Origin of the sequence: Amycolatopsis sp. WQ 127309, assembly GCF_023023025.1 — a bacterium.
Lineage (GTDB): Bacteria > Actinomycetota > Actinomycetes > Mycobacteriales > Pseudonocardiaceae > Amycolatopsis.
In genome coordinates this window covers 3234611-3256423 of record NZ_CP095481.1, presented here as the reverse complement: position 1 = coordinate 3256423, position 21813 = coordinate 3234611, and the positions used below count along the sequence as shown (strand labels likewise).

The 21813-nt window shown below is 68.3% G+C and carries 20 protein-coding genes; 5 read left to right on the top strand and 15 right to left on the bottom strand.

The features are described 5' to 3' along the window. Positions 1-197 precede the first annotated feature (197 nt). The 5 genes from MUY22_RS15195 to MUY22_RS15175 all read left to right on the top strand — a co-directional run bounded on the left by MUY22_RS15195 (position 198) and on the right by MUY22_RS15175 (position 4139). The gene (locus MUY22_RS15195; RefSeq protein WP_247060368.1) at positions 198-851 is read left to right on the top strand and encodes a hypothetical protein; all 654 of its coding nucleotides are present in this window, start codon (positions 198-200) and stop codon (positions 849-851) included. A gap of 143 nt (positions 852-994) precedes the next feature. Beyond that, positions 995-1435: a hypothetical protein gene (locus MUY22_RS15190; protein WP_247060367.1), complete on the top strand. Its 441-nt coding sequence runs from the start codon at positions 995-997 to the stop codon at positions 1433-1435. After that, entirely contained in the window at positions 1435-2055 is a 621-nt protein-coding gene (locus MUY22_RS15185; RefSeq protein ID WP_247060365.1) for a DUF3558 domain-containing protein, read from the top strand. Before MUY22_RS15190 ends, MUY22_RS15185 begins: the two co-directional genes overlap by 1 nt. Next, positions 2055-3392, top strand: a complete 1338-nt coding sequence (locus tag MUY22_RS15180; RefSeq protein WP_247060363.1) for a PPE domain-containing protein — start codon at positions 2055-2057, stop codon at positions 3390-3392. The genes MUY22_RS15185 and MUY22_RS15180 overlap by 1 nt, the downstream gene beginning before the upstream one ends. Positions 3393-3413: 21 nt before the next feature. Continuing rightward, positions 3414-4139 carry an ESX secretion-associated protein EspG gene (locus MUY22_RS15175; RefSeq protein WP_247060361.1) on the top strand — a complete coding sequence of 242 codons (726 nt, stop codon included), beginning with the start codon at positions 3414-3416 and terminating at the stop codon, positions 4137-4139. 60 nt (positions 4140-4199) lie between these two features. Here MUY22_RS15175 and nuoN read toward each other — a convergent pair whose 3' ends face one another. From nuoN to MUY22_RS15100, 15 genes are all read right to left on the bottom strand, one after another. Continuing rightward, positions 4200-5771: an NADH-quinone oxidoreductase subunit NuoN gene (gene nuoN / locus MUY22_RS15170; protein WP_247060359.1), complete on the bottom strand. Its 1572-nt coding sequence runs from the start codon at positions 5769-5771 to the stop codon at positions 4200-4202. Positions 5772-5774: 3 nt separating this feature from the next. Continuing rightward, on the bottom strand, positions 5775-7364 hold the full coding sequence (locus MUY22_RS15165; RefSeq protein ID WP_247060357.1) for an NADH-quinone oxidoreductase subunit M: 1590 nt from the start codon (positions 7362-7364) through the stop codon (positions 5775-5777). After that, the gene (gene nuoL / locus MUY22_RS15160) at positions 7364-9265 is read right to left on the bottom strand and encodes an NADH-quinone oxidoreductase subunit L (RefSeq protein ID WP_247060355.1); all 1902 of its coding nucleotides are present in this window, start codon (positions 9263-9265) and stop codon (positions 7364-7366) included. The genes MUY22_RS15165 and nuoL overlap by 1 nt, the downstream gene beginning before the upstream one ends. 10 nt (positions 9266-9275) lie before the next feature. Beyond that, positions 9276-9575, bottom strand: a complete 300-nt coding sequence (gene nuoK / locus MUY22_RS15155; protein ID WP_247060354.1) for an NADH-quinone oxidoreductase subunit NuoK — start codon at positions 9573-9575, stop codon at positions 9276-9278. After that, positions 9572-10432, bottom strand: coding sequence for an NADH-quinone oxidoreductase subunit J (locus MUY22_RS15150; RefSeq protein WP_247060353.1), 861 nt, complete (start codon positions 10430-10432; stop codon positions 9572-9574). Before MUY22_RS15150 ends, nuoK begins: the two co-directional genes overlap by 4 nt. Next, the gene (nuoI, locus tag MUY22_RS15145; RefSeq protein ID WP_247060352.1) at positions 10429-10953 is read right to left on the bottom strand and encodes an NADH-quinone oxidoreductase subunit NuoI; all 525 of its coding nucleotides are present in this window, start codon (positions 10951-10953) and stop codon (positions 10429-10431) included. The genes MUY22_RS15150 and nuoI overlap by 4 nt, the downstream gene beginning before the upstream one ends. Then, positions 10940-12289, bottom strand: coding sequence for an NADH-quinone oxidoreductase subunit NuoH (gene nuoH / locus MUY22_RS15140; RefSeq protein ID WP_247060351.1), 1350 nt, complete (start codon positions 12287-12289; stop codon positions 10940-10942). Before nuoH ends, nuoI begins: the two co-directional genes overlap by 14 nt. After that, entirely contained in the window at positions 12286-14763 is a 2478-nt protein-coding gene (locus MUY22_RS15135; protein WP_247060350.1) for an NADH-quinone oxidoreductase subunit G, read from the bottom strand. Before MUY22_RS15135 ends, nuoH begins: the two co-directional genes overlap by 4 nt. Next, positions 14760-16058 carry an NADH-quinone oxidoreductase subunit NuoF gene (gene nuoF / locus MUY22_RS15130; protein WP_247060348.1) on the bottom strand — a complete coding sequence of 433 codons (1299 nt, stop codon included), beginning with the start codon at positions 16056-16058 and terminating at the stop codon, positions 14760-14762. The genes MUY22_RS15135 and nuoF overlap by 4 nt, the downstream gene beginning before the upstream one ends. Next, complete coding sequence (gene nuoE, locus MUY22_RS15125; RefSeq protein WP_247060346.1) at positions 16058-16921, bottom strand: NADH-quinone oxidoreductase subunit NuoE; 864 nt, start codon at positions 16919-16921, stop codon at positions 16058-16060. Before nuoE ends, nuoF begins: the two co-directional genes overlap by 1 nt. After that, on the bottom strand, positions 16918-18249 hold the full coding sequence (locus MUY22_RS15120; protein ID WP_247060344.1) for an NADH-quinone oxidoreductase subunit D: 1332 nt from the start codon (positions 18247-18249) through the stop codon (positions 16918-16920). The genes nuoE and MUY22_RS15120 overlap by 4 nt, the downstream gene beginning before the upstream one ends. Further along, the gene (locus MUY22_RS15115) at positions 18246-18998 is read right to left on the bottom strand and encodes an NADH-quinone oxidoreductase subunit C (RefSeq protein ID WP_247060342.1); all 753 of its coding nucleotides are present in this window, start codon (positions 18996-18998) and stop codon (positions 18246-18248) included. Before MUY22_RS15115 ends, MUY22_RS15120 begins: the two co-directional genes overlap by 4 nt. Positions 18999-19002: 4 nt before the next feature. Beyond that, positions 19003-19551 (bottom strand): NADH-quinone oxidoreductase subunit B family protein, encoded by a 549-nt coding sequence (locus tag MUY22_RS15110; protein WP_086863694.1) that lies wholly within the window; start codon positions 19549-19551, stop codon positions 19003-19005. A gap of 4 nt (positions 19552-19555) precedes the next feature. Continuing rightward, on the bottom strand, positions 19556-19975 hold the full coding sequence (locus tag MUY22_RS15105; RefSeq protein ID WP_247063898.1) for an NADH-quinone oxidoreductase subunit A: 420 nt from the start codon (positions 19973-19975) through the stop codon (positions 19556-19558). A gap of 545 nt (positions 19976-20520) precedes the next feature. Further along, entirely contained in the window at positions 20521-21807 is a 1287-nt protein-coding gene (locus tag MUY22_RS15100; RefSeq protein ID WP_247060340.1) for a geranylgeranyl reductase family protein, read from the bottom strand. Between the last annotated feature and the right edge of the window lie 6 nt (positions 21808-21813).

The window sequence follows — 21813 nt, the reverse complement described above, 5'->3', positions numbered from 1 at the left end:
ACGCGGTAGGTCGGCATGGGCGTCAATATACAGAGTCGTATCTGGATACCGATGGGATTATCCACTGGGTGGTTCATGATCCACTAAGGGGTGATCAGCGGTTTCGGGCGCAACGGGCGGGTCTGACAGGCGGATATTCACGACGTGGAAGAGCTGCCGAACCCGACAGCTCTCCCGGTCAGCAAGGAGGCAGCGACATGCGCAGCACAATCGCGAGGCGGGCGGGGCTCGCCGGAACGCTGTTGGTGGCCGGACTCGCCGTGGGCGTCCCGGCGCAGGCCGCGCCGCAACCGGGCGTGGCCCAGATCGGCTCCGCCGAGTTCACGAAGGGTGACGCGACGATCAAGGTGCCGGCGCAGGGCCAGTGTTCGGTGAGCGGCCCGAAGACCACCACGGCCCAGACGGTGTCGAAGAACGGAATCACGTTCGGCGGCGGCACCTCGTCCTGCGCGACGACGGTGACGGACCCGAAGACGTCCGCCACGACAACGACGTCCACGGCGACGGGCAAGAACTTCGAGCTGTCGGCACTGGTGAGCGCGGGCGGCCCGCGGATCAAGCTGTCGACGTTCAAGGTGACCTGCACGGCAACGCACACCCAGACGAACGCCGGCTGGACGTACGGCGGCATGAGCGGCATCACGAACCCGCCGAACCCGGTCCCGGTGGGGTATGTGGTGCCGCTCAAGAAGTCGAACGGAACGGTGCTGGCGAACGCGGTGTTCAACATCCAGAACCTCCCGGGCGACGGCAGCATCGGCTTGACGATGCTGCGCATCAACTTCCTCCCGGCATCGGGCATGACGGGCCAGGTGATCCTGGGCCACACATCCTGCGCGCCGACGCCGTAGCCCCTCTCTGAGCTGGGGTTTCTTGCCTGGCTGTGCTGACGGGGAACCCTGGTAGGGTTCGAGCCGTCGGATACGCAGGGTGCTCGGGGTGAAGCACTGTGCAAGCTAGGGGAGAGCTGACGTGACTGACGTGGTGTTGGGCCGTGGGTGAGATCTACGACCCGAGCAAGGACTGGCAGCTACCGGGACCGAACGGAACCCCCCACGCGGGCTCGTACGGCTCCGGTCCCGGTTCTGGCTCGGGTTCCGGTTCCGGTTCCGGCGGAGGTGGGGCGGGGTTCCAGTACGACGTCGAGACCCTTCGGGAACTCGCGCGCGAGTGGAACGACCTGGCGAACGAGTTCGCAGACGATCGCCAACAGGCACGGACCCTGGCTTCGACTCGTGGTCCCGGACTCGAGTACGCGAGCAGTGGCAACGCGGACCAGATCCGGGCCTCCGGGCAGGCACTCGACACAGCACTTCAGGCTCGGGTTGAGCACTGCCGAGCGATGGCAGCGAAGTTCGTTGCGGCTCTCGGCAAATACGCAACCGCCGAGGACGCTCACACAGCCGAGATCAAGCAGATCGGAGGTACGCTCTGATGCGCCGTGTGCTCGTCGTGTTCAGCGCATCCCTGCTGGTTCTCGCAGCCTGCTCGAGCACGAAGTCGGGCACCGCCGCTCCGGTCGGTACTGCAGTTCAGACTCCGCCGACCTCAGCGGGTTCCGTGCCAGGCCCTGGCGTCCCTTCTGTCGACAGTCCGCTCGATACCGCACGCTTCAAAAAAGCTCCTTGCGAAGTGCTGACCACCGATGAAGTGACCACACTCTTGGGCTCGACGGCCATTCCGAAGGAAGAACCGGATGCGCCAGGAGGTCCGACTTGCAACTGGCACCCGTCCGGAGTGACTCAAGCCTCGGTAGGCGTGATCTTCAACAAAGTCAACGATACCGGCCTAACTGGTATCTACGAGAAAAAGGGCACTACATATTCGTTCTTCGAGCCACAAGATCCCATCGATAGCTACCCAGTTGTGGCATATGGTTTAAAGGACGAACGGTCCTCGAACGGCTTGTGCGCCCTCGCAGTAGGCACCAGCGACCACGAAATGATAGACGTATCGATCGCACAGTCCGAAGCGAATATCGGTAAGAAGGATCCCTGTGCGGCAGCACGTGACGTCGCCCACGACGTTCTGGAACAACTTCGAGGGAACCGATGATGGTTGCTGAGACCCCACTCACCGCCGCTCAGATCTACGATCTGATCACAGGCGGCGAAGGCATACAATCACTCTCCGATGCCCACACCGACGCAAACCACCTCACTAACCGGATGGTTGAGCGGGCTCAGCGGATCAGTGCTCTGCGGGCCAAGACCATGGGTGGGTGGCAAGGCGGCGCTGGGGACTCTGCTGCTGATGCCACGCTTCCCCTTGTTCAGGCTGCCGCTGATGATGCTGTTCATCTTGAGACTGCTCGGACTGCCGTTGGTGCTCAGATGGATGCTTTTGGGACTGCCAAGTATTCCGTCAAGCCCGTTGCGCCTCGGCCGCCTGAGATGACTTCTGGGGATCTCTACAATGTTCTCACTGGGGATGGGCAGTCCTACAATTCCAAGGTTTCCGGGTGGCAGGCTGATAGTCAGGGGAACATCGAAGCCTTTGGGGCCTATCACTCCGCCAGTGCCTCCAATGGTGGGCTGATGCCTTCCCAGTACGCGCAGATCAATGACTCCGGCGCCCCTATTTCCTTGGCTACTCCGGGGCAGAATACTCAGAGTAAGACCACCACCGCTACCGATGCTGGTGAGTGGGCTCGTAACCCTGGGCAGACCGAGGTTTTCGGGCAGGATCGGGACGTCTCGGCCGGGCGGAATCAGGACGTCTACGGCCAGGACGTCCAGTCTGGGCGTGATCAGGGGCAAGGGTCGTATCAGGTTCCGGGGCAGACCCCTCCTGGGAATGGTGCCTTCGACACCACTCATGCCAACAGCTACGTTCCGCCTGCTGCTGCTCAGGGTGGCGGGTACCAGTTCGGGCCTACCGGGCAGTCCCTTGGCAATCTCGGCGGCGGGTCGGGGAACCAGCTTTACGGCGGAGACAGCGGGGCTGGCGGCTTTGGGCCCGGCACCGGCGGGTTCGAGTCAGGGACCGGCACCGGCGCAGGTACCGGATCAAGGACCGGAAGCGGGCCAGGCAACGTCGGCGGATATCGCACCGGGACCGGCAGCGGGCCCGGCACCGGTGGCTACCGGAGCGGCGGCCCGAACACCAGCGGCCCGAACACCGGCGGGGTCACCCAACGTGGCCCTGGCTCCGGCGCCCGGATTCCCGAAGAACGCCTGCCCGGCCAACCCGCCGTCCGCGGTGCCGCCGGGGCTCGCGGTGCCAATGGCTTGCCGATGGGCGCTCCAGCCGGCGGGCGTGGGGCGAAAGATGACGACAAAGAGAAGAAGTCCGCTCCTTACCTCAAGAATCCCGATCCCGACGAGACCTTCGGTGGGTTCACCGAGAAGCCCATGCCGCCCGTGATCGGGGAAAGCCGGCCCAAGTCTTAGGCGCCTGGAGGAACGAAGCACGTGGTGCTCAAGGCCGAACTGTCTCTCGGCAACCTGCTCACGGCCATGCGCACCGCGGGCTGCGGGGATCCGCATCCGGTTTTCGCCGGTGGGTTGCGCTACATTCCGCCGTCCATCAGGGAACACACCGATCGCCGGGCCTTTGAAGAGCTCAGCGAATACGGCTTCACCGAGGGCGACGGCTTCACGCCCGAGTTCGACGATCTTCTGCACCTGCTCGACCGGCCCGCGGTCGAGTTCTTCGCCTACGCGCGGGACCAGAGGGAACAGATCGGGGTCCTTGTCGCCGTGCAAGGGCGGACTGCCGTCACCGCGCTCTGTCAGGGCGAGCGGGTCTGGCTCCGGGGGGTCTCGCCCGATACCCACCCCGTCGACGCGCTCATCGCGAACCTGCCGCCCTGCGCGGCCGCGGACATCAAGCCGTTTTCCCTGTCACAGCAAGACTTTCGAGAAGAACCCGGCAGCGAGGTCTTCGACGACGCCCCGAGCCGCAGCCGGGCCGCGCAGAAGCTCGATGAACTCGTGAAACAGAAGCACAGCGGGATGGGGCAGTTCTACGCCGCCAAGCGGGAAGAGGGGCTTCGCGTCGAAGCCGGCGGCTCTTTCGGCTACCTTGACGTCGATGCCGGGCGGGTCGGGATCGGGGTGGCCGATCAGTTCATCAGCGTCATGCCCGGGGATCCCGTGGTGCTGGGGCGGAAGGTCGCGGCGCTTCTCGGCAACTGAAAGGGCCGCCACCCCCTCAAAGAGAGAGTGACGGCCCTGGCAGAAAGCGGAAGAACAGACTCAGGAAGCGAAGCCGCCCGCGCCCGCCCATGACAAGGCGAATGCCGGGACCAGGCCCAGGACCAGCGTCACCGCCGTGCCCAGGAAGATCGCCGTTCCGGTGCCGAAGCCCGGGATCGTCACCGTGGGGCCGTCCGCGGCCGGCTCGGAGAAGTACATCAGGACGATCACGCGCAGGTAGAAGAACGCCGCCACCGCGCTGAACACCAGGGCGATGACCACCAGCGGGGCCATTCCGTCGGACAGGGCCGCCGAGAACACGACGAACTTGCCCACGAAGCCCGACGTCAACGGGATGCCCGCCAAGGCCAGCAACAGGAACGTGAACACCGCGGCCACCAAGGGCGACCGTTTCGCGAGGCCCGCCCACGCCGAGAGGTGCGTCGCCTCGCCAGAGGAGTCGCGGACCAGGCTGATCACGCCGAACGCCGCCAGCGTCGTGAAGCCGTACGACAGCAGGTAGAACAGCGTGCTCGACAGGCCGTTCTCGGTGATCGAGATCGCGCCGATGAGCAGGAAGCCCGCGTGCGCGATCGACGAGTACGCGATCATGCGCTTGACGTCGGTCTGGGTCAGGCCCAGCACCGCGCCGATCAGCATCGAGATGATCGCGACGCCCCAGAGCACGCCGCGCCACTCCCAGCTCGTGGAGCCGAACGCCACCGACAGCACGCGCAGGATCCCGCCGAACGCGGCGACCTTCGTGCACGCCGCCATGAACGCCGTGACCGGGGTCGGCGCGCCCTGGTAGACGTCCGGGGTCCAGGTGTGGAACGGGCCGACCGAGCCCTTGAACAGCAGGCCGACGACCAGCAGGCCGAGGCCGGCGAACAGCAGCGTGTCCGAGCGGTCCGAACCGGCCGCCGCGGCCGCGATGTCGCCCAGCTTCACGGAGTTCGCGTAGCCGTACAGCAGCGCGAGGCCGTAGAGGAAGAACGCCGAGGAGAACGCGCCGAGCAGGAAGTACTTGACCGCCGACTCCTGCGACAGCAACCGCCGGCGCCGGGCCAGGCCGCACATCAGGTACAGCGGCAGGGACAGCACTTCCAGCGCGATGAACATGGTGAGCAGGTCGTTCGACGCGGTGAACGCCATCATGCCGCCGAGCGCGAACAGCGTCAGCGGGAAGACCTCGGTCTGCATGACGGTCGCCGTCTGCGCGCGGTCCTGGACCGTGCCCGGGCGGATGCCGGCCTGCGCGACCAGCGCGCCGCCCGGCTCGACGACGCGGTCCGAGATCAGCAGCACCGCGCCGACCGCCAGGGCCAGCAGCGTGCCCCAGAGGAACAGCGCCGGCTTGTCGATCGAGATCGCGCCGCTGAACGTCTTCACGCCGCCCGCGGGGGCGTCGTTCAGTGCGTACTTGATCAGCCAGCCACCGGCCGCGAGGATCGCGACCAGGCTCAGCCCGACCTGCACGCCGAACCGCGAGCGCTTCGAGGCGAACGCTTCCACCAGCACGCTGAGGCAGGCCGCGCCGAAGATGATCAGCACCGGCAGCACGGCGTTGTAGTCGACCGACGGCGTCGCGATCGGTGGTTCCGGCGCCTGGGTCAGGAGGATGTCGAGCACGGGTTACTTGCCTCCCTGAACCGCGGACAGCGTCTGCTGCACCGTCGGGGTGACTGTGTCGAGCACCGGCTTCGGGTAGAAGCCGAGGACGATGATCAGCACGACCAGCGGCGCGAGGATCGCGATCTCGCGGCCGCCGAGGTCCTTGATCACCTTGGTCGCGCCCGGCTCGGTCACGGTCGCGGTGGCCACGGCGCCACCCGACTCGACGCCGGCCGGGGTGGCCCCGCCGCCCTTGGCGGGCGGCACCAGGGCCGCTCCGCGGAGCGGACCCTGCATGACGCGCTGGTAGAGCCAGAGGACGTAAGCCGCGGCCAGGACCATGCCGACCGTCGCGAGGATCGTGTACACCGGCTGGTCCACGAAGGCCCCGATGAGCACCAGGAACTCGGAGACGAACGAGTTGGTGCCCGGCAGCGAGAGCGTGGACAGCCCGGCGAGGAGGAACAGGCCCGCGAGCAGCGGGGTCACCTTCGCCATGCCGCCGTAGTCGGAGATCTTCGTCGAGCCGCCGCGTGCGACGACCAGGCCGATCACCACGATCAGCATGCCGGTCGCGAGGCTGTGGTTCAGCATGTACGTCGCCGAGCCGATCATCGCCTGCTCGTTGAACGCGAAGATGCCGAGCGAGATGAAGCCGAAGTGGGCGATCGAGACGTAGGCGATGAACCGCTTCATGTCCCGCTGCCCCGCGGCGAGGATCGAGCCGTACAGCACGCCGATCACCGACAGCACCAGCACCAGCGGCGCCAGGGTCCGGCTCGCGTCCGGGAACATCGGCAGGCAGTAGCGCAGGAAGCCGAACGTGCCGACCTTGTCCAGCACGCCGACCAGCAGGACGGCGACGCCGATCGGCGCCTCCCCCGCCGCGTCCGGCAGCCAGGTGTGGAACGGCACGAGCGGCGCCTTGATCGCGAACGCCAGGAAGAACCCGAGGAACAGCCAGATCTGCGTGCTCAGCGGGGCGTCCCGGACGACCGTGACGAGCGTGGCCCAGTCGAACGTGCCGTGGCCGAGCTTGTCCTCGGCGAGCGAGTACGCCCCGATCGCCGAGGCCAGCATGATCAGGCCGCCGAGGAACGAGTAGAGGAAGAACTTCACCGCCGCGTACTGCCGGTTCGCGCCGCCGTAACCGCCGATGAGGAAGTACATCGGGATCAGCATGATCTCGAACAGCACGTAGAACAGGAAGACGTCCGTCGCGGCGAAGACGCCGATGGTGAGCGCCTCCTGCAGCAGGATCAGCGACAGGAACCCGCCGGCGCTGCGGCCGGGCGGGAGCTTGTCCATCGTGCCGAGCCCGCCGACGACGATCGGCACCAGCAGCGCGATCACCGCGATCATGATCAGCGAGATGCCGTCGGTGCCGAACGCGATGTGCACCCCGAAGCTCGGGATCCAGTCGAAGCTCGACGTCATCTGCAGCCGCGCGCCGGACGGCGAGTAGCTGAGCCAGAACGGGATGATCAGCAGGAACTCGAGGATCGAGAAGGCGAGCGCGGCCAGCACCGCGGCGCGGTCGTTCCCCTTGAGGAACGCCAGCACCAGGGAGCCGACCAGCGGCACCAGGATGAGGATCAGCAACCAGGTCATCAGGAGAACCTCACCAGCAGGAGAGCCGCCAGAAGCAGGAACGTGCCGCCGAGCATCGACAGCGCGTAGGACCGGACGAACCCGGTCTGCAGCCGCCTCAGCCGGCCGGAGCCGCCGCCGAGAGCGGCGGCGAGGCCGTTGACCGCGCCGTCGACGCCGCGGTTGTCGACGAAGACCAGCGCGCGAGAGAGCCAGGTGCCCGGGCGGGCGACCAGCGTCTCGTTGAGGGTGTTGCCGTACAGGTCGTTGCGGGCGGCGCGGGTGACGAAGGAAACCCGCTCCGCCCGCTCGACCGGGACGGGACGGCGGAAGATCAGGTACGCGATCAGGACACCCAGCAGGGAGATCACGACCGCGGCCGTGGAGATCACCCACGCATCGAACGGCGCGTGGTGTGACTCCTCCAAGGGGCCCACGGTCGGCTTCAGCCACTCCACGAAGCGGTCGCCCCCGGCGAAGAACCAACCGGCGCCGACCGAGCCGACCGCCAAGACCGCCATCGGGACCCACATGATCGCCTTCGACTCATGCGGGTGGAAGTCGCGGCCGTCGGTGCTCTTGATGTCCTTCCAGCGTTCCTTGCCAAGGAAGGTCATCACCATCAGGCGGGTCATGTAGAACGCCGTGAGCCCGGCGCCCAGCAGTGCGGCGCCCCCCATCACCCAGCCGCGCCAGCCGCCCTGGCTGAACGCCGCTTCGATGATCGCGTCCTTCGTCCAGAAGCCGGAAAGGCCGGGGAACCCGATGAGGGCCAGGTAGCCGAGACCGAACGTCACGAAGGTGATCGGCATCTTCTTCCACAGGCCGCCGAACTTCCGCATGTCGACCTCGTCGTTCATGCCGTGCATGACCGAACCGGCGCCGAGGAACAGCCCGGCCTTGAAGAAGCCGTGCGCGACCAGGTGCATGATGCCCAGCGCGTACGCGATCGGCCCGAGGCCGACGGCCAGCATCATGTAGCCGATCTGGCTGACCGTCGAGTACGCGAGGACCTTCTTGATGTCGTCGTACGCGCAGCCGATGATGCACCCCAGCAGCAGGGTTACCGTGCCGACCAGCGTGACGATCAAGCGTCCGTCCGGCGTCGCGTTGAAGATGTCGTGCGAGCGGGCCACCAGGTAGACGCCGGCGGTGACCATCGTCGCCGCGTGGATCAGGGCCGAGACCGGGGTCGGGCCCTCCATCGCGTCCGGGAGCCAGGCCTGCAGCGGGAACTGGCCGGACTTACCGCACGCGCCCAGCAGCAGGAAGATCGCCATCGCGGTGATCGCGGCCGGCGGGAACTTGCCCGCGCCCACCGCGTCGAAGACCTGCGCGTAGCCGGTCGAACCGGCGTACTTGAACATGATGAAGATCGCCAGCGCGAGCCCGACGTCACCGACGCGGTTCATCAGGAACGCCTTCTTCGCCGCGGTCGCGGCGGACGGGCGGCCCTGGTACCAGCCGATGAGCAGGTAGGACGCGAGACCCACGCCCTCCCAGCCCAGGTAGAGCGTCACGAAGCTGTTGCCCAGCACCAGGATCAGCATCGAGGCGACGAAGAGGTTCAGATACGCGAAGAAGCGGTACCGGGCCTCGTCGTCGGCCATGTAGCCGATCGAGTAGAAGTGGATCAGCATGCCGACGCCGGTGATGAGCAGCACGAACGTCAGCGACAGGGCGTCGACCCGGAGCCCGAAGTCGATCTGCAGCGCGCCGGCCGGGATCCACGAGTAGAGCTTGGTGTCCGTGGTCTGGCCCGTGTCGGCGGTGAAGAACAGGATCAGGCCCCAGACGAAGGCCAGGGTGACGGTGGCCGTTCCGAGCAGATGCCCCCAGCCCTTCGCGCGCTTGCCCACGAGCAGCAGGACGAGCGCGCCGAAGGCAGGGAGGGCCACCAGCAGCCACGATGATGCGGTCACTCGGTGTCTCCTAGTACTTCAGCAGGTTGGTGTCGTCGACCGAGGCCGAGCGCCGGGTGCGGAAGATCGCCATGATGATCGCCAGCCCGACCACGACCTCGGCGGCGGCCACGACCATCACGAAGAAGGCCATGATCTGGCCGTCGAGGCTGCCGTTGATCCGGGCGAAAGTCACGAGCGAGAGGTTCACCGCGTTCAGCATCAGCTCGATGCACATGAACACGACGATCGCGTTGCGGCGCACCAGCACGCCGACCGCGCCGATCGAGAACAGCAGCGCCGAGAGCAGCAGGTAGTACGTGGGGGTCATTCCTTCTCCCCTTCCGAAGCACCTTCGGAGCCGACCAGCGCGTGCGCGTCCGGGTGCGGGCGGTCGTCCGCGACGAGCTTGCGTTCCTTCGCCAGCTCGATCGCCGAGGTGGACTCGATGATCGCCGACAGCGACTCCGGGGCGACCGAACCGTCCGGCAGCAGCGCCGGGGTGGACACCGAGTTCGCCGTGGCGAAGACACCCGGGCCGGGCAGCGGGGACGGCCGGTCGTGCTCGCCGCGGAAGCGCGCCACGACCAGTTCCTTCTGCGTCTTCTTGCCGTTCTTGGCGTGCCGGTCGGTGAAGGCCAGCACCATCGCGCCGACCGCGGCGGTGATGAGTAGCGCCGACGTCAGCTCGAACGGGAACAGGTAGTCGGTGAAGATCAGCCGGCCCAGGCCCTTTGGCCCGCCGCCGGCGGACGTCGCCGAGTCGAGCGGGACGGCCGGGGTGACGTTGTCCAGCGCCCGGTAGATGCCGGTGGCCAGCAGCGCGGCCAGGCCGATGCCCAGCACGGTCGCCGCGAGCCGCTGACCGCGCAGCACCTCGACGACCGAGTCGGAGCTCTCGCGGCCGACCAGCATCAGCACGAACAGGAACAGCATCATGATCGCGCCGGTGTAGACGATGATCTGCGTGAAGCCGAGGAACGGCGCCGACTGGATCATGTACAGCGCGCCCAGGCTCAGCATGGTCAGCACCAGCCACAGCGCCGAGTGCACGGCGTTGCGGGAGAAGATCATGCCGAGCGCGCCGAGCAGGCAGACCGGGCCGAGGATCCAGAACGCGATGGCCTCACCGGTCGTCACGCCCGCGGCGGCACCGGTGGGCGCCTGGGCCAGCAGTGCGGTGATCACTTCGCACCCTCCCCGCGCGCCAGCTCGGGGCCGTTCACGTAGTAGTCCTGCTCGTTCTCGCCGAGCCGCATCGGGTGCGGCGGCTGCTCCATGCCGGACAGCAGCGGCGCGAGGAGGTCTTCCTTCGTGTAGATCAGCCGCTGGCGGTCGTCGTCGGCCAGCTCGTAGAAGTTGATCATCGTCAGCGACCGCGTCGGGCACGCCTCGATGCAGAGGCCGCAACCGATGCAGCGCAGGTAGTTGATCTGGTAGTCGGCGCCGTACCGCTCGCCCGGGGAGTACCGGGCTTCCTCGGTGTTGTCACCGCCCTCGACGAAGATCGCGTCCGCCGGGCACGCCCACGCGCACAGCTCGCAGCCGACGCACTTCTCGAGGCCGTCCGGGTGGCGGTTCAGCTGGTGCCGGCCGTGGTAGCGCGGGGCGGCCGGCGCGCCGGCCTCCGGGTACTCCTCGGTGGCGACCTTCTTGAACATCATCCCGAAGGTGACGCCGAAGCCCTTGACGGGATCAAGAAACCCCATCTTGCGCTCCTTCCTTTGCGGTACCGACGGCTGCCGGCTTGCGCCGGGCCGCCTTCGCCTCGGCCTTGGCCAAAGCCTTCTGACGCGGAGTGGTCTGCGGGACCTTGAGGTCGAGCGGCGGCACCGGGAACCCGCCACCGGTCACCGGCACGACTTCGCTCTCCTCTTCGCGGCCCGACGCGCGGACGTAGAAGAACAGGGCGACGACGATGAAGATCGCGACCGCGGCGATGATGATCGACGCGGGGTTCCAGCTGATGACCTTCGCGAAGGTCACCATGACGATCCACACCAGGTTCAGCGGGACCAGGACCTTCCAGCCCAGGCGCATGAACTGGTCGTAGCGCAGGCGGGGCAGCGTGCCGCGCAGCCAGATGAACCCGAAGAGCAGGACGAACATCTTCGCGAAGAACCACAGCACCGGCCACCAGCCGGTGTTGAGCACGTTGTTCCCGATCAGCGACAGCGGCCACGGGGCCATCCAGCCGCCGAGGAACAGCGTGGTGGCGAACGCCGAGACGATCACCATGTTGACGTACTCGGCGAGGAAGAACATCGCGAACTTCATCGAGCTGTACTCGGTGTGGAAGCCGCCGACCAGCTCCGACTCGGCCTCCGGGAGGTCGAACGGGGCACGGTTGGTCTCACCGACCATCGAGATCAGGTAGATCACGAAGCTCGGGACCAGGTAGAGGAACCACACCGGCTGCTGCTTGGCGACGATGTCGGCCAGGTCCAGCGAACCGGCCTGCAGGATCACCGCGACGATCGAGAGACCCATCGCGATCTCGTACGAGATCACCTGGGCGGCCGAGCGCATGCCGCCGAGCAGCGGGTACGGCGAACCGGACGCCCAGCCCGCGAGCACGATGCCGTAGACGCCGATCGAGGAGCAGGCCAGCACGACCAGCAGGCTGACCGGCAGGTCGAGCAGCTGCAGGACGGTCCGCTCGCCGAAGATCGAGACCACCGGGCCGAACGGGATGGCCGCCAGCGCGATCAGCGGCGGCACCACGCAGATGACCGGGGCGAGGAAGTACACCTTGCGGTCGGCGGTGTCCGGGATGATCTGTTCCTTGAACGGCAGCTTGAGCGCGTCCGCCAGGGACTGCAGGTAACCGTTCGGGCCGACGCGGTTGGGGCCCGGCCGGTTCTGCATCCGGCCGACGGCCTTGCGCTCCCAGACGATCAGCAGGATCGTGAAGATCGGGCCGATCAGCAGGATGATCACGGACTTCAGCGCGATCATCCAGAACGGGTCGTCCGCCAGCAGCGCCGCGCGCGTCGCCGCGTCGGGCACACTCCCGACGGCGACTTCGGTCAGCAACGGTGTCACTGTTCACCCCCAGCGAGGTTCACCACGGCGCCGTGACCGGCACCGAGCGTCTTGGCCACGGCGGAGCCGTCGGAGTTGCCCGGCAGCCACACCACGCCGTCGGGCAGGTCGGCAACCTCGATCGGCAGCGTGATCGCGCCGCGTTCGGTGCTCACCTTGACGGACGCGCCCAGCCCTTCGGCGGTCGTCGCGGACAACCGCGCGACCGGCTTGCGCTGGGTGCCCTTGAGGTGCGGCTCGCCGTCCTGCAGGGACCCGTTGTCGATCAGCTGGCGCCAGGTCGACAGGACCGCCTGGCCGGCGCCCGGGGCAGCGGTGGCTCCCCCGGTCTCGGCGGCGGCGACGTAACCCCAGCGCAGCGCGGAGGCCGCGCCGAGCTTCTCGTAGTCGCCGCGCGCGGCGGCCGGCGTCTGCGTGAACAGGTCCGTGTCCATCTCGACGGCGAGGGTGTCGAGCACCCGGCAGTCCGGCAGCGAGCCGGTGCCCTCGATGGTGATGTCGAACGGGCGGGTGCGGCCCTCCCAGTTGAGGTAGCTGCCCGCCTTCTCGTCCGACGCGGCCACCGGGAGCACGACGTCCGCGCGCTCGGTCACGGCGCTGTGCCGCAGCTCGAGGCTGACGACGAAACCGGCGTTGTCCAGCGCGCGCAGCGCGAGGTCCGGGTCCGGCAGGTCGTACGGGTCGACGCCGCCGACGACCAGGCCGCCGAGCTCACGGCCCGCGGCGGCCTTCAGGATCTCCGTCGCGTCGCGGCCCGGAGCGGACGGAAGCGGGACGCCCCAGGCGTTTTCGACGGCGACGCGCGCGGCGTCCTCGCCGACGCGGCGGCCGCCCGGCAGCAGGCCCGGCACGCAGCCGGTCTCCAGCGCGCCCCGGTCACCGGCGCGGCGCGGGATCCACGCGAGCCGGACGCCGGTGCGCTCCACCAGGTCGTGCAGCGCCGAGAACAGGCCGGGGACCGAAGCGGCGCGCTCGCCGACGAGGACGACGGCGTTCTCGCCGCTCAGAGCCTCGTCGAGGTCCGGCGCGTGCTTGGCGATGCCTTCGATGGCCGCGGGCTCCTGGCCCGGGACGCAGGCGAGCAGCTCGCCGGACGTCTTGCGCACCGACGACGTCGTCCACTGTCCCAAGTGGACGACCCGGGTGCGGTTCTTGCGGGCCGCCTTGCGCAGCCGCAGGAACACGATCGGCGCCTCGTCCTCGGGCTCGAACGCCACGCACAGCACGGTGCGGGCCCGCTCGATCTCGGCGAAGGTGACGCCGGACTCCGGCGTCACGCCCACGACGTGCGAGGTGAGGAACGCGAGCTCCTCGGCCGAGTGCGCGCGGGCGCGGAAGTCGACGTCGTTGGTCTGCAGGGCGACGCGGGCGAACTTCGAGTACGCGTAGGCGTCCTCGACGGTCAGCCGGCCACCGGGCAGGACGCCGACGCCGCCGTTGCCGCGGGCCTCGGTGAGGCCGGCGGCGGCGATGCGCAGCGCGTCGGTCCAGGACGCCTCTTCCAGCTCACCGGTCTCGCGGTTGCGGACCAGCGGCCGCCGGATGCGGTCCTCGGCGCTGGTGTAGCGGAAGGCGAAGCGGCCCTTGTCGCAGATCCACTCCTCGTTGACCTCGGGGTCGTCGCCGGCCAGCTTGCGCTGGACCTTGCCGCGACGGAAGTCGGTCCGCTCGGCGCAGCCGGACGAGCAGTGCTCGCAGACGCTCGGCGCGGACACCAGGTCGAACGGGCGGGAGCGGAACCGGTAGGCCGCGCTCGTCAGAGCACCGACCGGGCAGATCTGGATTACGTTGCCGGAGAAGTAGCTTTGGAACGGCTGACCGGACGTCGTGCGCGACGCGAGGTCGAGGACGTCCGCTGTCTCCGCGGTGCCGATCTGCTGGTGAGCGCCGCGTTCGAGGAGCTCGATGAACGGGTCGCCGGCGATCTCGCGGGAGAACCGGGTGCAGCGCTGGCAGAGCACGCAGCGTTCCCGGTCCAGCAGCACCTGCGAAGAGATCGGCAGGGGCTTCTGGAACGTCCGCTTGGTGTCCACGAACCGGGACTCCGTGCGGCCGTGGGCCAGCGCCTGGTTCTGCAGCGGGCACTCGCCGCCCTTGTCGCAGATCGGGCAGTCCAGCGGGTGGTTGATGAGCAGCAGCTCCATCACACCCTGCTGGGCCTTGTCGGCGACCGCGGACGTCAGCTGCGTCTTGACGACCATGCCGTCGGCGACGGTCATCGTGCAGGACGCCTGCGGCTTCGGCATCGGCCGGCCGCCCATCTCGACCTCGACCAGGCACTGGCGGCAGGCGCCCGCCGGGTCGAGGAGCGGGTGGTCGCAGAACCGCGGGATGACCGTGCCGAGGCGTTCGGCCGTGCGGATCAGCAGCTCACCCTCGGGGGCGATGACCTCTTCGCCGTCGATGACCAGCTTCACGTGGCCTTCGGGGACCGGCGTCTCGGTCTTTTCGGTCTTGTCGGGGGCGATCGTCATGATGCCTGCGCTCCCACCAGCTCGGGCTTGGTCTCTTCGTGCCGGTTCTTCTCGCACAGAGCCAGGAATTCGTCGCGGAAGTACTTGATGCCGCTGGTGATCGGCGACACCGCGCCGTCACCGAGGGCGCAGAACGACCGGCCGAGGATGTTGTCGCAGACGTCGAGGAGGGTGTCGATGTCCTCTTCGGTGCCGTGGCCCTCGACCATCCGCTCGAGGATCTGCGCCAGCCAGTACGTGCCCTCGCGGCACGGCGTGCACTTGCCGCAGGACTCGTGCTCGTAGAACTGCGTCCACTTCATCACGGCCCAGGGCACCGACACCGTCTCGTTGAAGACCTGCACGGCGGTCGTGCCCAGCATCGACCCGGCTTCCGCCGCGCCTTCGAAGTCCAGGGGAACGTCGAGGTGCTCGGCGGTGAACATCGGGGTGGACGAGCCGCCCGGGGTCCAGAACTTGAGCGGGACGCCGTCCTTCATGCCGCCCGCCATGTCGAGCAGCTCGCGCAGCGTGGTGCCGAGCGGGCACTCGTACTGGCCGGGCTTCTCGACGTGGCCGGAGATCGAGTAGATCTTCGGGCCGGGCGACTTCTCGCGGCCCATCTCGCGGAACCAGCTCGACCCGCCGTTGACGATGAACGGCGCGCTCGCGATGGTCTCGACGTTGTTGACCGTGGTCGGCGCGGCGTACAGACCGGCCGCGGCCGGGAACGGCGGCTTGAGCCGCGGCTGGCCACGACGGCCTTCCAGCGAGTCGAGCAGCGCCGTCTCCTCACCGCAGATGTACGCGCCGGCGCCGGCGTGCACGGTGATCTTGAGGTCGAAGCCCGAGCCGAGGATGTTCTCGCCCAGGTAGCCCGCGGTTTCGGCTTCGCGCACGGCCGCGTTGAGCCGGCGGATGCAGTGCAGCGCCTCGCCGCGGACGTAGATGAAGCAGTGGTTCGAGCGCATCGCGTACGAGGCGATGATGCAGCCCTCGATCAGCGAGTGCGGGTCCGCCATCATCAGCGGAATGTCCTTGCAGGTACCCGGTTCGCCCTCGTCGGCGTTGATCACCAGGTAGTGCGGCTTGTCGAAGTTCGGCGGCATGAACGACCACTTGATGCCGGCCGGGAAGCCCGCGCCGCCGCGGCCGCGCAGGCCCGAGTCCTTGACCAGCTGGACGAGCTGCTCCGGCGTCCCGGCGAGCGCCTTGCGGACGGCGGTGTAGCCCTCCAGCGCCTCGTACGTGCCGATCTGCCAGGAGTTCGGCGACAGCCAGCGCTTCGTGAGGACCGGCGTAATGGGATCTGCCATTACTTCTTCTCCACTTCGGGGAGCGGGACGTCCTGGGCAACCGGGGCGACCCAGCCGCGCTCCTGCGCGATCTGCGCGCCCCGCAGGGTTTCGACGGCCTGTGAAGGACCGTCGACGTCCGTGCGGTACTGGCGCTCGTCCTCCGGGAAGAACCCGGCGAGCTGCAGCTCGGCGCCCTTGAAGCTGCTCAGCGGGGCACCGCGCGTCGGAGCCGGCTTCTTGCCCGCCTGCAGCGCGTCGACCAGCGCGACGGCCTTGTCCTCGGTCTGGTTGTCGAAGTACTCGTAATTGACCTGGATGACCGGCGCGAGGTCGCAGGCCGCGAGGCACTCGGCGTGCTCGAGGGTGATCGAGCCCGGCTCGTTCGGCGTGCCCGCGGTCTCGTTGTGCCCCAGCGGTTCCTGCTCGGAACCGAGGTGCGTCTGGAGCCGCTTGTAGATCGCGTCGCCGCCCATGGCCGCGCACAGCGTGTTCGTGCAGACGCTCACCAGGTGCTCGCCGCACGGCCGGCGCTTGTACATCGTGTAGAACGTCGCGACCGCGCTGACCTCGGCGTCGGACAGGTCGAGCTGCCGCGCGCAGAACGCGATGCCCTCCTGGCTGACGTACCCCTGCACCGACTGCACGAGGTGCAGCAGCGGCAGCAGCGCCGAGCGGGACATCGGGTAGCGCGCGATCAGCTCCTGCGCCCGGGAGTAGACGCCTTCGTCGAAGATGTCTTCGAGCGGCGTCTCGGCCAGGATCCCTTCGGCGACCGCGGGATCCGGCGCGATGGCGATCACGTCGACGTCGCCGCCGGCGGCCGCGTGCGTCCGGTCCGCCGGGTTCGGGCCCGGTTCCGGGACTGCGGTTGAAGAACTCATCGGTCCACTCCCCCCATGACGGGGTCGATCGAGGCGACCGCGGCGATCACGTCCGCCACCAGCCCGCCTTCGGACATCGCGGGCATCGCCTGCAGGTTCACGAAGCTCGGTTCGCGCACGTGGACCCGCAGCGGCCGCGTGCCGCCGTCGGACACCAGGTGCGCGCTCAGCTCGCCGCGCGGCGACTCGACGGAGGTGTACACCTGCCCGGCCGGCACCTTGAAGCCCTCGGTGACCAGCTTGAAGTGGTGGATCAGGGACTCCATCGACTGGCCCATGATCTTCTTGACGTGCTCGAGCGAGTTGCCCATGCCGTCGCTGCCGATGGACAGCTGCGCGGGCCAGGCGACCTTCTTGTCCTCGACCATGACCGGGCCCGGCTCGAGCTTCTCCAGGCACTGCTCGATGATCTTGAGGCTCTCGTGCATCTCGTGCACCCGGATCAGGTACCGCGACCAGCAGTCCGCGCCGTTGTCGACCGGCACGTCGAAGTCGAACTCCTCGTAGCAGGAGTACGGCTCGGTCTTGCGCAGGTCCCACGGCAGGCCGGCAGACCGCAGCACCGGCCCGGTGACGCCGAGCGCGAGGCACGCGTCGACCGGCAGGTACCCGACGCCCTTGAGCCGGTTGCGCCAGATCGGCTGCCCGGTGAAGAGCTTGTCGTACAGCGGAAGGCGTTCCTTCATCGTCTTGACGAATTCGGTGACCTTCTCGCGGTAGTCCGCGGGCATGTCCTGCGCGAGGCCGCCGGGGCGGATGAACGCGTGGTTCATCCGCAGGCCGGTGAGGTGCTCCAGCAGGTGCAGCACGATCTCGCGCTCGCGGAAGCCCAGCGTCATCGCGGTGGTGGCGCCGAGCTCCATGCCGCCGGTGGCGATGTAGACCAGGTGCGAGCCGATGCGGTTGATCTCCAGCAGCATCACGCGCAGCAGCTGCGCGCGGCGCGGGGCCTCGATCTGCAGCAGCTTCTCGACGCCGAGGCAGTACGCCATCTCCGTCGAGAGCGGGGCCAGGTAGTCCATGCGCGTCACGAAGGTGACGCCCTGGGTCCAGGTCCGGTACTCGCAGTTCTTCTCGATGCCGGTGTGGAGGTAGCCGATGACCGACCGCAGCTGCGTGACGGTCTCGCCCTCCATCTCCAGCACGAGCCGGAGCACGCCGTGCGTCGACGGGTGCTGCGGGCCCATGTTGATGACCATGCGCTCGTCGTGCTGGGCGTCGGCGACGACGTCGTCCCAGTCACCGCCGGACACCGAGTAGACGCGGCCCTCGGTGGTGTCGCGAGAATCCGCTTCCGGGACTTCGGTGGTTTCGTCGTTGATGGTCACGAGTACGACCTCCGCTGGTCCGGCGGCGGGATCTCCGCGCCCTTGTATTCGACCGGGATCCCGCCGAGCGGGTAGTCCTTGCGCTGGGGGTGGCCGTCCCAGTCGTCCGGCATGAGGATGCGGGTGAGCGCGGGGTGGCCGTCGTAGACGATGCCGAACATGTCCCAGGCCTCCCGCTCCTGCCAGTCGGCGGTCGGGTAGATCCCGACCAGCGACGGCACGTGCGCGTCGTCGACGTCGAGGGAGACCTCGAGCCGGATGCGGCGGCGGTAGGTCAGGGACGTGAAGTGGTACACCGAGTGCAGCCGCTGCGGGACGTCGACGCCGTAGTCCACGCCGGACACCGAGCTGAGCAGCTCGAAGCGCAGGCCGCCGTCGTCGCGCAGGACCTTCGCGATCGCGGGCAGCTGCTCGCGGGCGACGTAGAAGGTGATCTCGCCGCGGTCGACCGTCGTCTGCAGGATCGCCTCGGCCGGGACCTTGTTGTCCGACAGGGCCGCGTAGAACTCGTCGGCGAACTGGTCGAACCAGCCGCCGTACGGGCGCTCGGCCGGCGCCGGGTTGTAGGCCTGCACCCGGACGCCGCCGTAGCCGGAGGTGTCACCGGTGCCGTGGACGCCGAACATGCCCTGGCGTTCGCGACCGGTGACGACCGGTTCGGCGGGCCGGGTGCCGCGCGGCTCGAGGCCGTCTTCGGTGGGGCGATCGGCGCTGGACTGCTCGTCGCCGGGTCGGGGGTTCTCAGTCATCGCTCTACTTCTTCGCGTACTTGATCGAGGACGCGACGAGCTCGGTGCGGGCGCCGCTGGCGGCGCGGATCGCGGCCCGGCGGGCGTTGATCGGCTCGTCCTGGATCTTGGCGTGCAGCTTGAGGATCGCGTCCAGCAGCATCTCCGGCCGCGGCGGGCAGCCGGGCAGGTACATGTCGACCGGCACGATGTGGTCGACGCCTTGGACCACGGCGTAGTTGTTGAACATGCCGCCGGAGGAGGCGCAGACGCCCATGGCGAGGACCCACTTGGGCTCGGCCATCTGGTCGTAGATCTGGCGCAGGACCGGGGCCATCTTCTGGGTGACGCGGCCGGCGACGATCATCAGGTCGGCCTGGCGCGGCGTCGCGCTGAAGCGCTCCATGCCGAAGCGGGCGATGTCGTAGCGGGAACCGCCGACGGTCATCATCTCGATCGCGCAGCAGGCGAGCCCGAAGGTCGCGGGCCACATCGAGTTCTTCCGCGCCCAGTTGACGAGGCCTTCGAGGCTGGCCAGCAGGATGCCGTTGGGGAGTTTCTCTTCGAGGCCCATGGGTCTAGTTCCAATCCAGGCCGCCGCGCCGCCACACGTAGGCGTACGCGAAGCCGACCGTCGCGATGAACAGCAGGATCTCCACCAGGCCGAAGGTGCCCAGCGCGTCCGCCTGCACGGCGAACGGGTAGAGGAAGACCATCTCGATGTCGAACAGGATGAACAGCATCGCGGTGATGTAGTACGCCACCGGCATCCGGCCGCCGCCGACGAGCGGCTGCGGCGACGGTTCGATGCCGCACTCGTACGCCTCGAGCTTGGCCTTGTTGTAGCGGCTGGGGCCGACCAGCGGGCCCAGCAGCACCGACAGCACGGCGAACGCCAGCGCCAGCACGAACAGAAGGACCAGGGGCAGGTAGGGCTTCAGGCTCGGGGCCTGCTGCGCCAGGTTCACTGCGTCCGTTTGGGTCAGCACGGGCAACATCAGCACGGGGTCTTCGCCATCCTTTCCGCGCCGCTGCGGTTTTGCTTGTGGTGGGAACCGCTCAGCCTCGTCGGCACCCTAAGGGACCTGGGTCACACCGCCGAGGGTCAGGGTCTCCTTACGGCCCGTGGCTGCGCCGGGACCAGCTTGTGAAATAGTTCACAAGCCACTCGTCGTGGATGTGAAGCGATTCACAAAGCATGGGGGGAGTGTAGGACGCGACTCACATTCTTGTCCCTAGGCCCCCGTGTTATCAGGGTGCCCTAACTTCTGCCGCCATCGTTGTCACGGCCGGGCAACGACGCGCGTGCGACCTGCGCGAAGACGTTTCATGATCACGGCACGACCGGACAAACAGGGCGCTGACCTGTGATCTATCCCACTGACCGCACGGCCAACTTGTTACGCCGGTCGAGTGTCCGCGCGCGAACCCATCCGCCCGCCACCGTTCGCACTTGCACAGCAGTGCGTCACTTTCCCTAGGAAAGATGCGTCCAGGAGGCCTTCGGACGCATCTTTCCTAGGGAAAGTGACGCGTTCGGGGCTCAGCGCGGGGAGGGGGTGGCCTTCGCGAGGGCCGAGATGAGACGGTCGACGCCGTCGCCGCCCTTGGCGTCGTAGCAGCCCGACAGGCCCTTGTAGACCAGCGGGAGGATCTTGTCGATCCGCAGGCCGTACTTGGTCGCCGCGTGCATGATCTTCGGCTTGCCGATGATCTTCGCGAAGACGTTGCCCAGCTGGTAGTAGCCACCCATCAGCTCGCGCACCGCGCGCGGGTACGCCTCCAGCGCCCGCTCGCGCGACGGCCCTTCGCGCCGGGCCAGGGCCTGGACGACGACCTCCGCCGCGATCTGCGCGGACTCCATCGCCGCCGAGATGCCCTCGCCGTTGAACGGGCTGACCATGCCGCCCGCGTCGCCGAGCAGCAGCAGGCCGTCGCGGTAGTGCGGGGTGCGGTTGAAGCCCATCGGGAGGCCGGCGCCGCCGACCTTGCCGATCGCGTTCTCCTCGCGGTAGCCCCACTCCTCCGGCGTCCCGTCGAGCCACTGGCGCAGCAGCGCGCGGTAGTCGGTGTTCCGGAACGACGCCGACGTCGAGAGCATGCCGAGGCCGACGTTCACGGTGCCGTCGCCGAGCGGGAACGCCCAGCCGTAGCCCGGCAGCAGCTTCGGGTCGCGCGGGTCGGAGCGGTCCCACAGCTCGAGGTGCCCCTCGATGAACGGGTCGTCGTGGCGCGGGCTCTTGTAGTACTGGCGCACCGCGACGCCCATCGGGCGCTTCTCGTTCTTCTGGATGCCGACGCTCAGCGCGAGCCGCGCGGACACGCCGTCGCAGGCCAGGACCAGCGGCGCGCGGTAGTTCACCGGGGTGCGCTCCGGGCCGACCTTCGCCTCGACGCCGACCACGCGGCCGGTCGCGTCGGTGATGGCGCTGGTGACGGTGGTGCGCTCGTACAGCCGCGCGCCCGCCTTCACCGCGAGCTTCGCGAGGAGGTCGTCGAAGTCGTGGCGGGTGCGGGAAACGCCGTACGGCGGGTAGCTCGTGAGGTCCGGCCAGTCCAGCTCCAGCGTCAAGTCACCGGTGAGGATCCGCAGCCCGCGGCTCTGCACCCAGCCGGCCTCCTCGCTGGTGTCGATGCCGAGGTCGATGAGCTGCTTGACGCCGCGCGGGGTGAGGCCGTCGCCGCAGACCTTCTCGCGCGGGAACTCGGTCTTCTCCAGCAGCAGCACGTCGACGCCCGACCGGGCGAGGTAGGTCGCGACGGTGGACCCGGCCGGTCCGGCGCCGACGACGATGACTTCGGCGTCCTGGTCAGGGTTACGACGGCTCATACCGCG

What these genes read in the sequence shown, in the direction of transcription:
- MUY22_RS15180 (WP_247060363.1), top strand. Translation starts at nt 2,055, where the DNA reads ATGGTTGCTGAGACCCCACTCACCGCCGCTCAGATCTACGATCTGATC.
- MUY22_RS15135 (WP_247060350.1), bottom strand. Translation starts at nt 14,763, where the DNA reads ATGACGATCGCCCCCGACAAGACCGAAAAGACCGAGACGCCGGTCCCC.
- MUY22_RS15185 (WP_247060365.1), top strand. Translation starts at nt 1,435, where the DNA reads ATGCGCCGTGTGCTCGTCGTGTTCAGCGCATCCCTGCTGGTTCTCGCA.
- nuoI (WP_247060352.1), bottom strand. Translation starts at nt 10,953, where the DNA reads ATGGGGTTTCTTGATCCCGTCAAGGGCTTCGGCGTCACCTTCGGGATG.
- MUY22_RS15195 (WP_247060368.1), top strand. Translation starts at nt 198, where the DNA reads ATGCGCAGCACAATCGCGAGGCGGGCGGGGCTCGCCGGAACGCTGTTG.
- MUY22_RS15100 (WP_247060340.1), bottom strand. Translation starts at nt 21,807, where the DNA reads ATGAGCCGTCGTAACCCTGACCAGGACGCCGAAGTCATCGTCGTCGGC.
- MUY22_RS15165 (WP_247060357.1), bottom strand. Translation starts at nt 7,364, where the DNA reads ATGACCTGGTTGCTGATCCTCATCCTGGTGCCGCTGGTCGGCTCCCTG.
- nuoE (WP_247060346.1), bottom strand. Translation starts at nt 16,921, where the DNA reads ATGAGTTCTTCAACCGCAGTCCCGGAACCGGGCCCGAACCCGGCGGAC.
- MUY22_RS15110 (WP_086863694.1), bottom strand. Translation starts at nt 19,551, where the DNA reads ATGGGCCTCGAAGAGAAACTCCCCAACGGCATCCTGCTGGCCAGCCTC.
- MUY22_RS15105 (WP_247063898.1), bottom strand. Translation starts at nt 19,975, where the DNA reads ATGTTGCCCGTGCTGACCCAAACGGACGCAGTGAACCTGGCGCAGCAG.
- MUY22_RS15115 (WP_247060342.1), bottom strand. Translation starts at nt 18,998, where the DNA reads ATGACTGAGAACCCCCGACCCGGCGACGAGCAGTCCAGCGCCGATCGC.
- nuoK (WP_247060354.1), bottom strand. Translation starts at nt 9,575, where the DNA reads ATGACCCCCACGTACTACCTGCTGCTCTCGGCGCTGCTGTTCTCGATC.
- nuoF (WP_247060348.1), bottom strand. Translation starts at nt 16,058, where the DNA reads ATGGCAGATCCCATTACGCCGGTCCTCACGAAGCGCTGGCTGTCGCCG.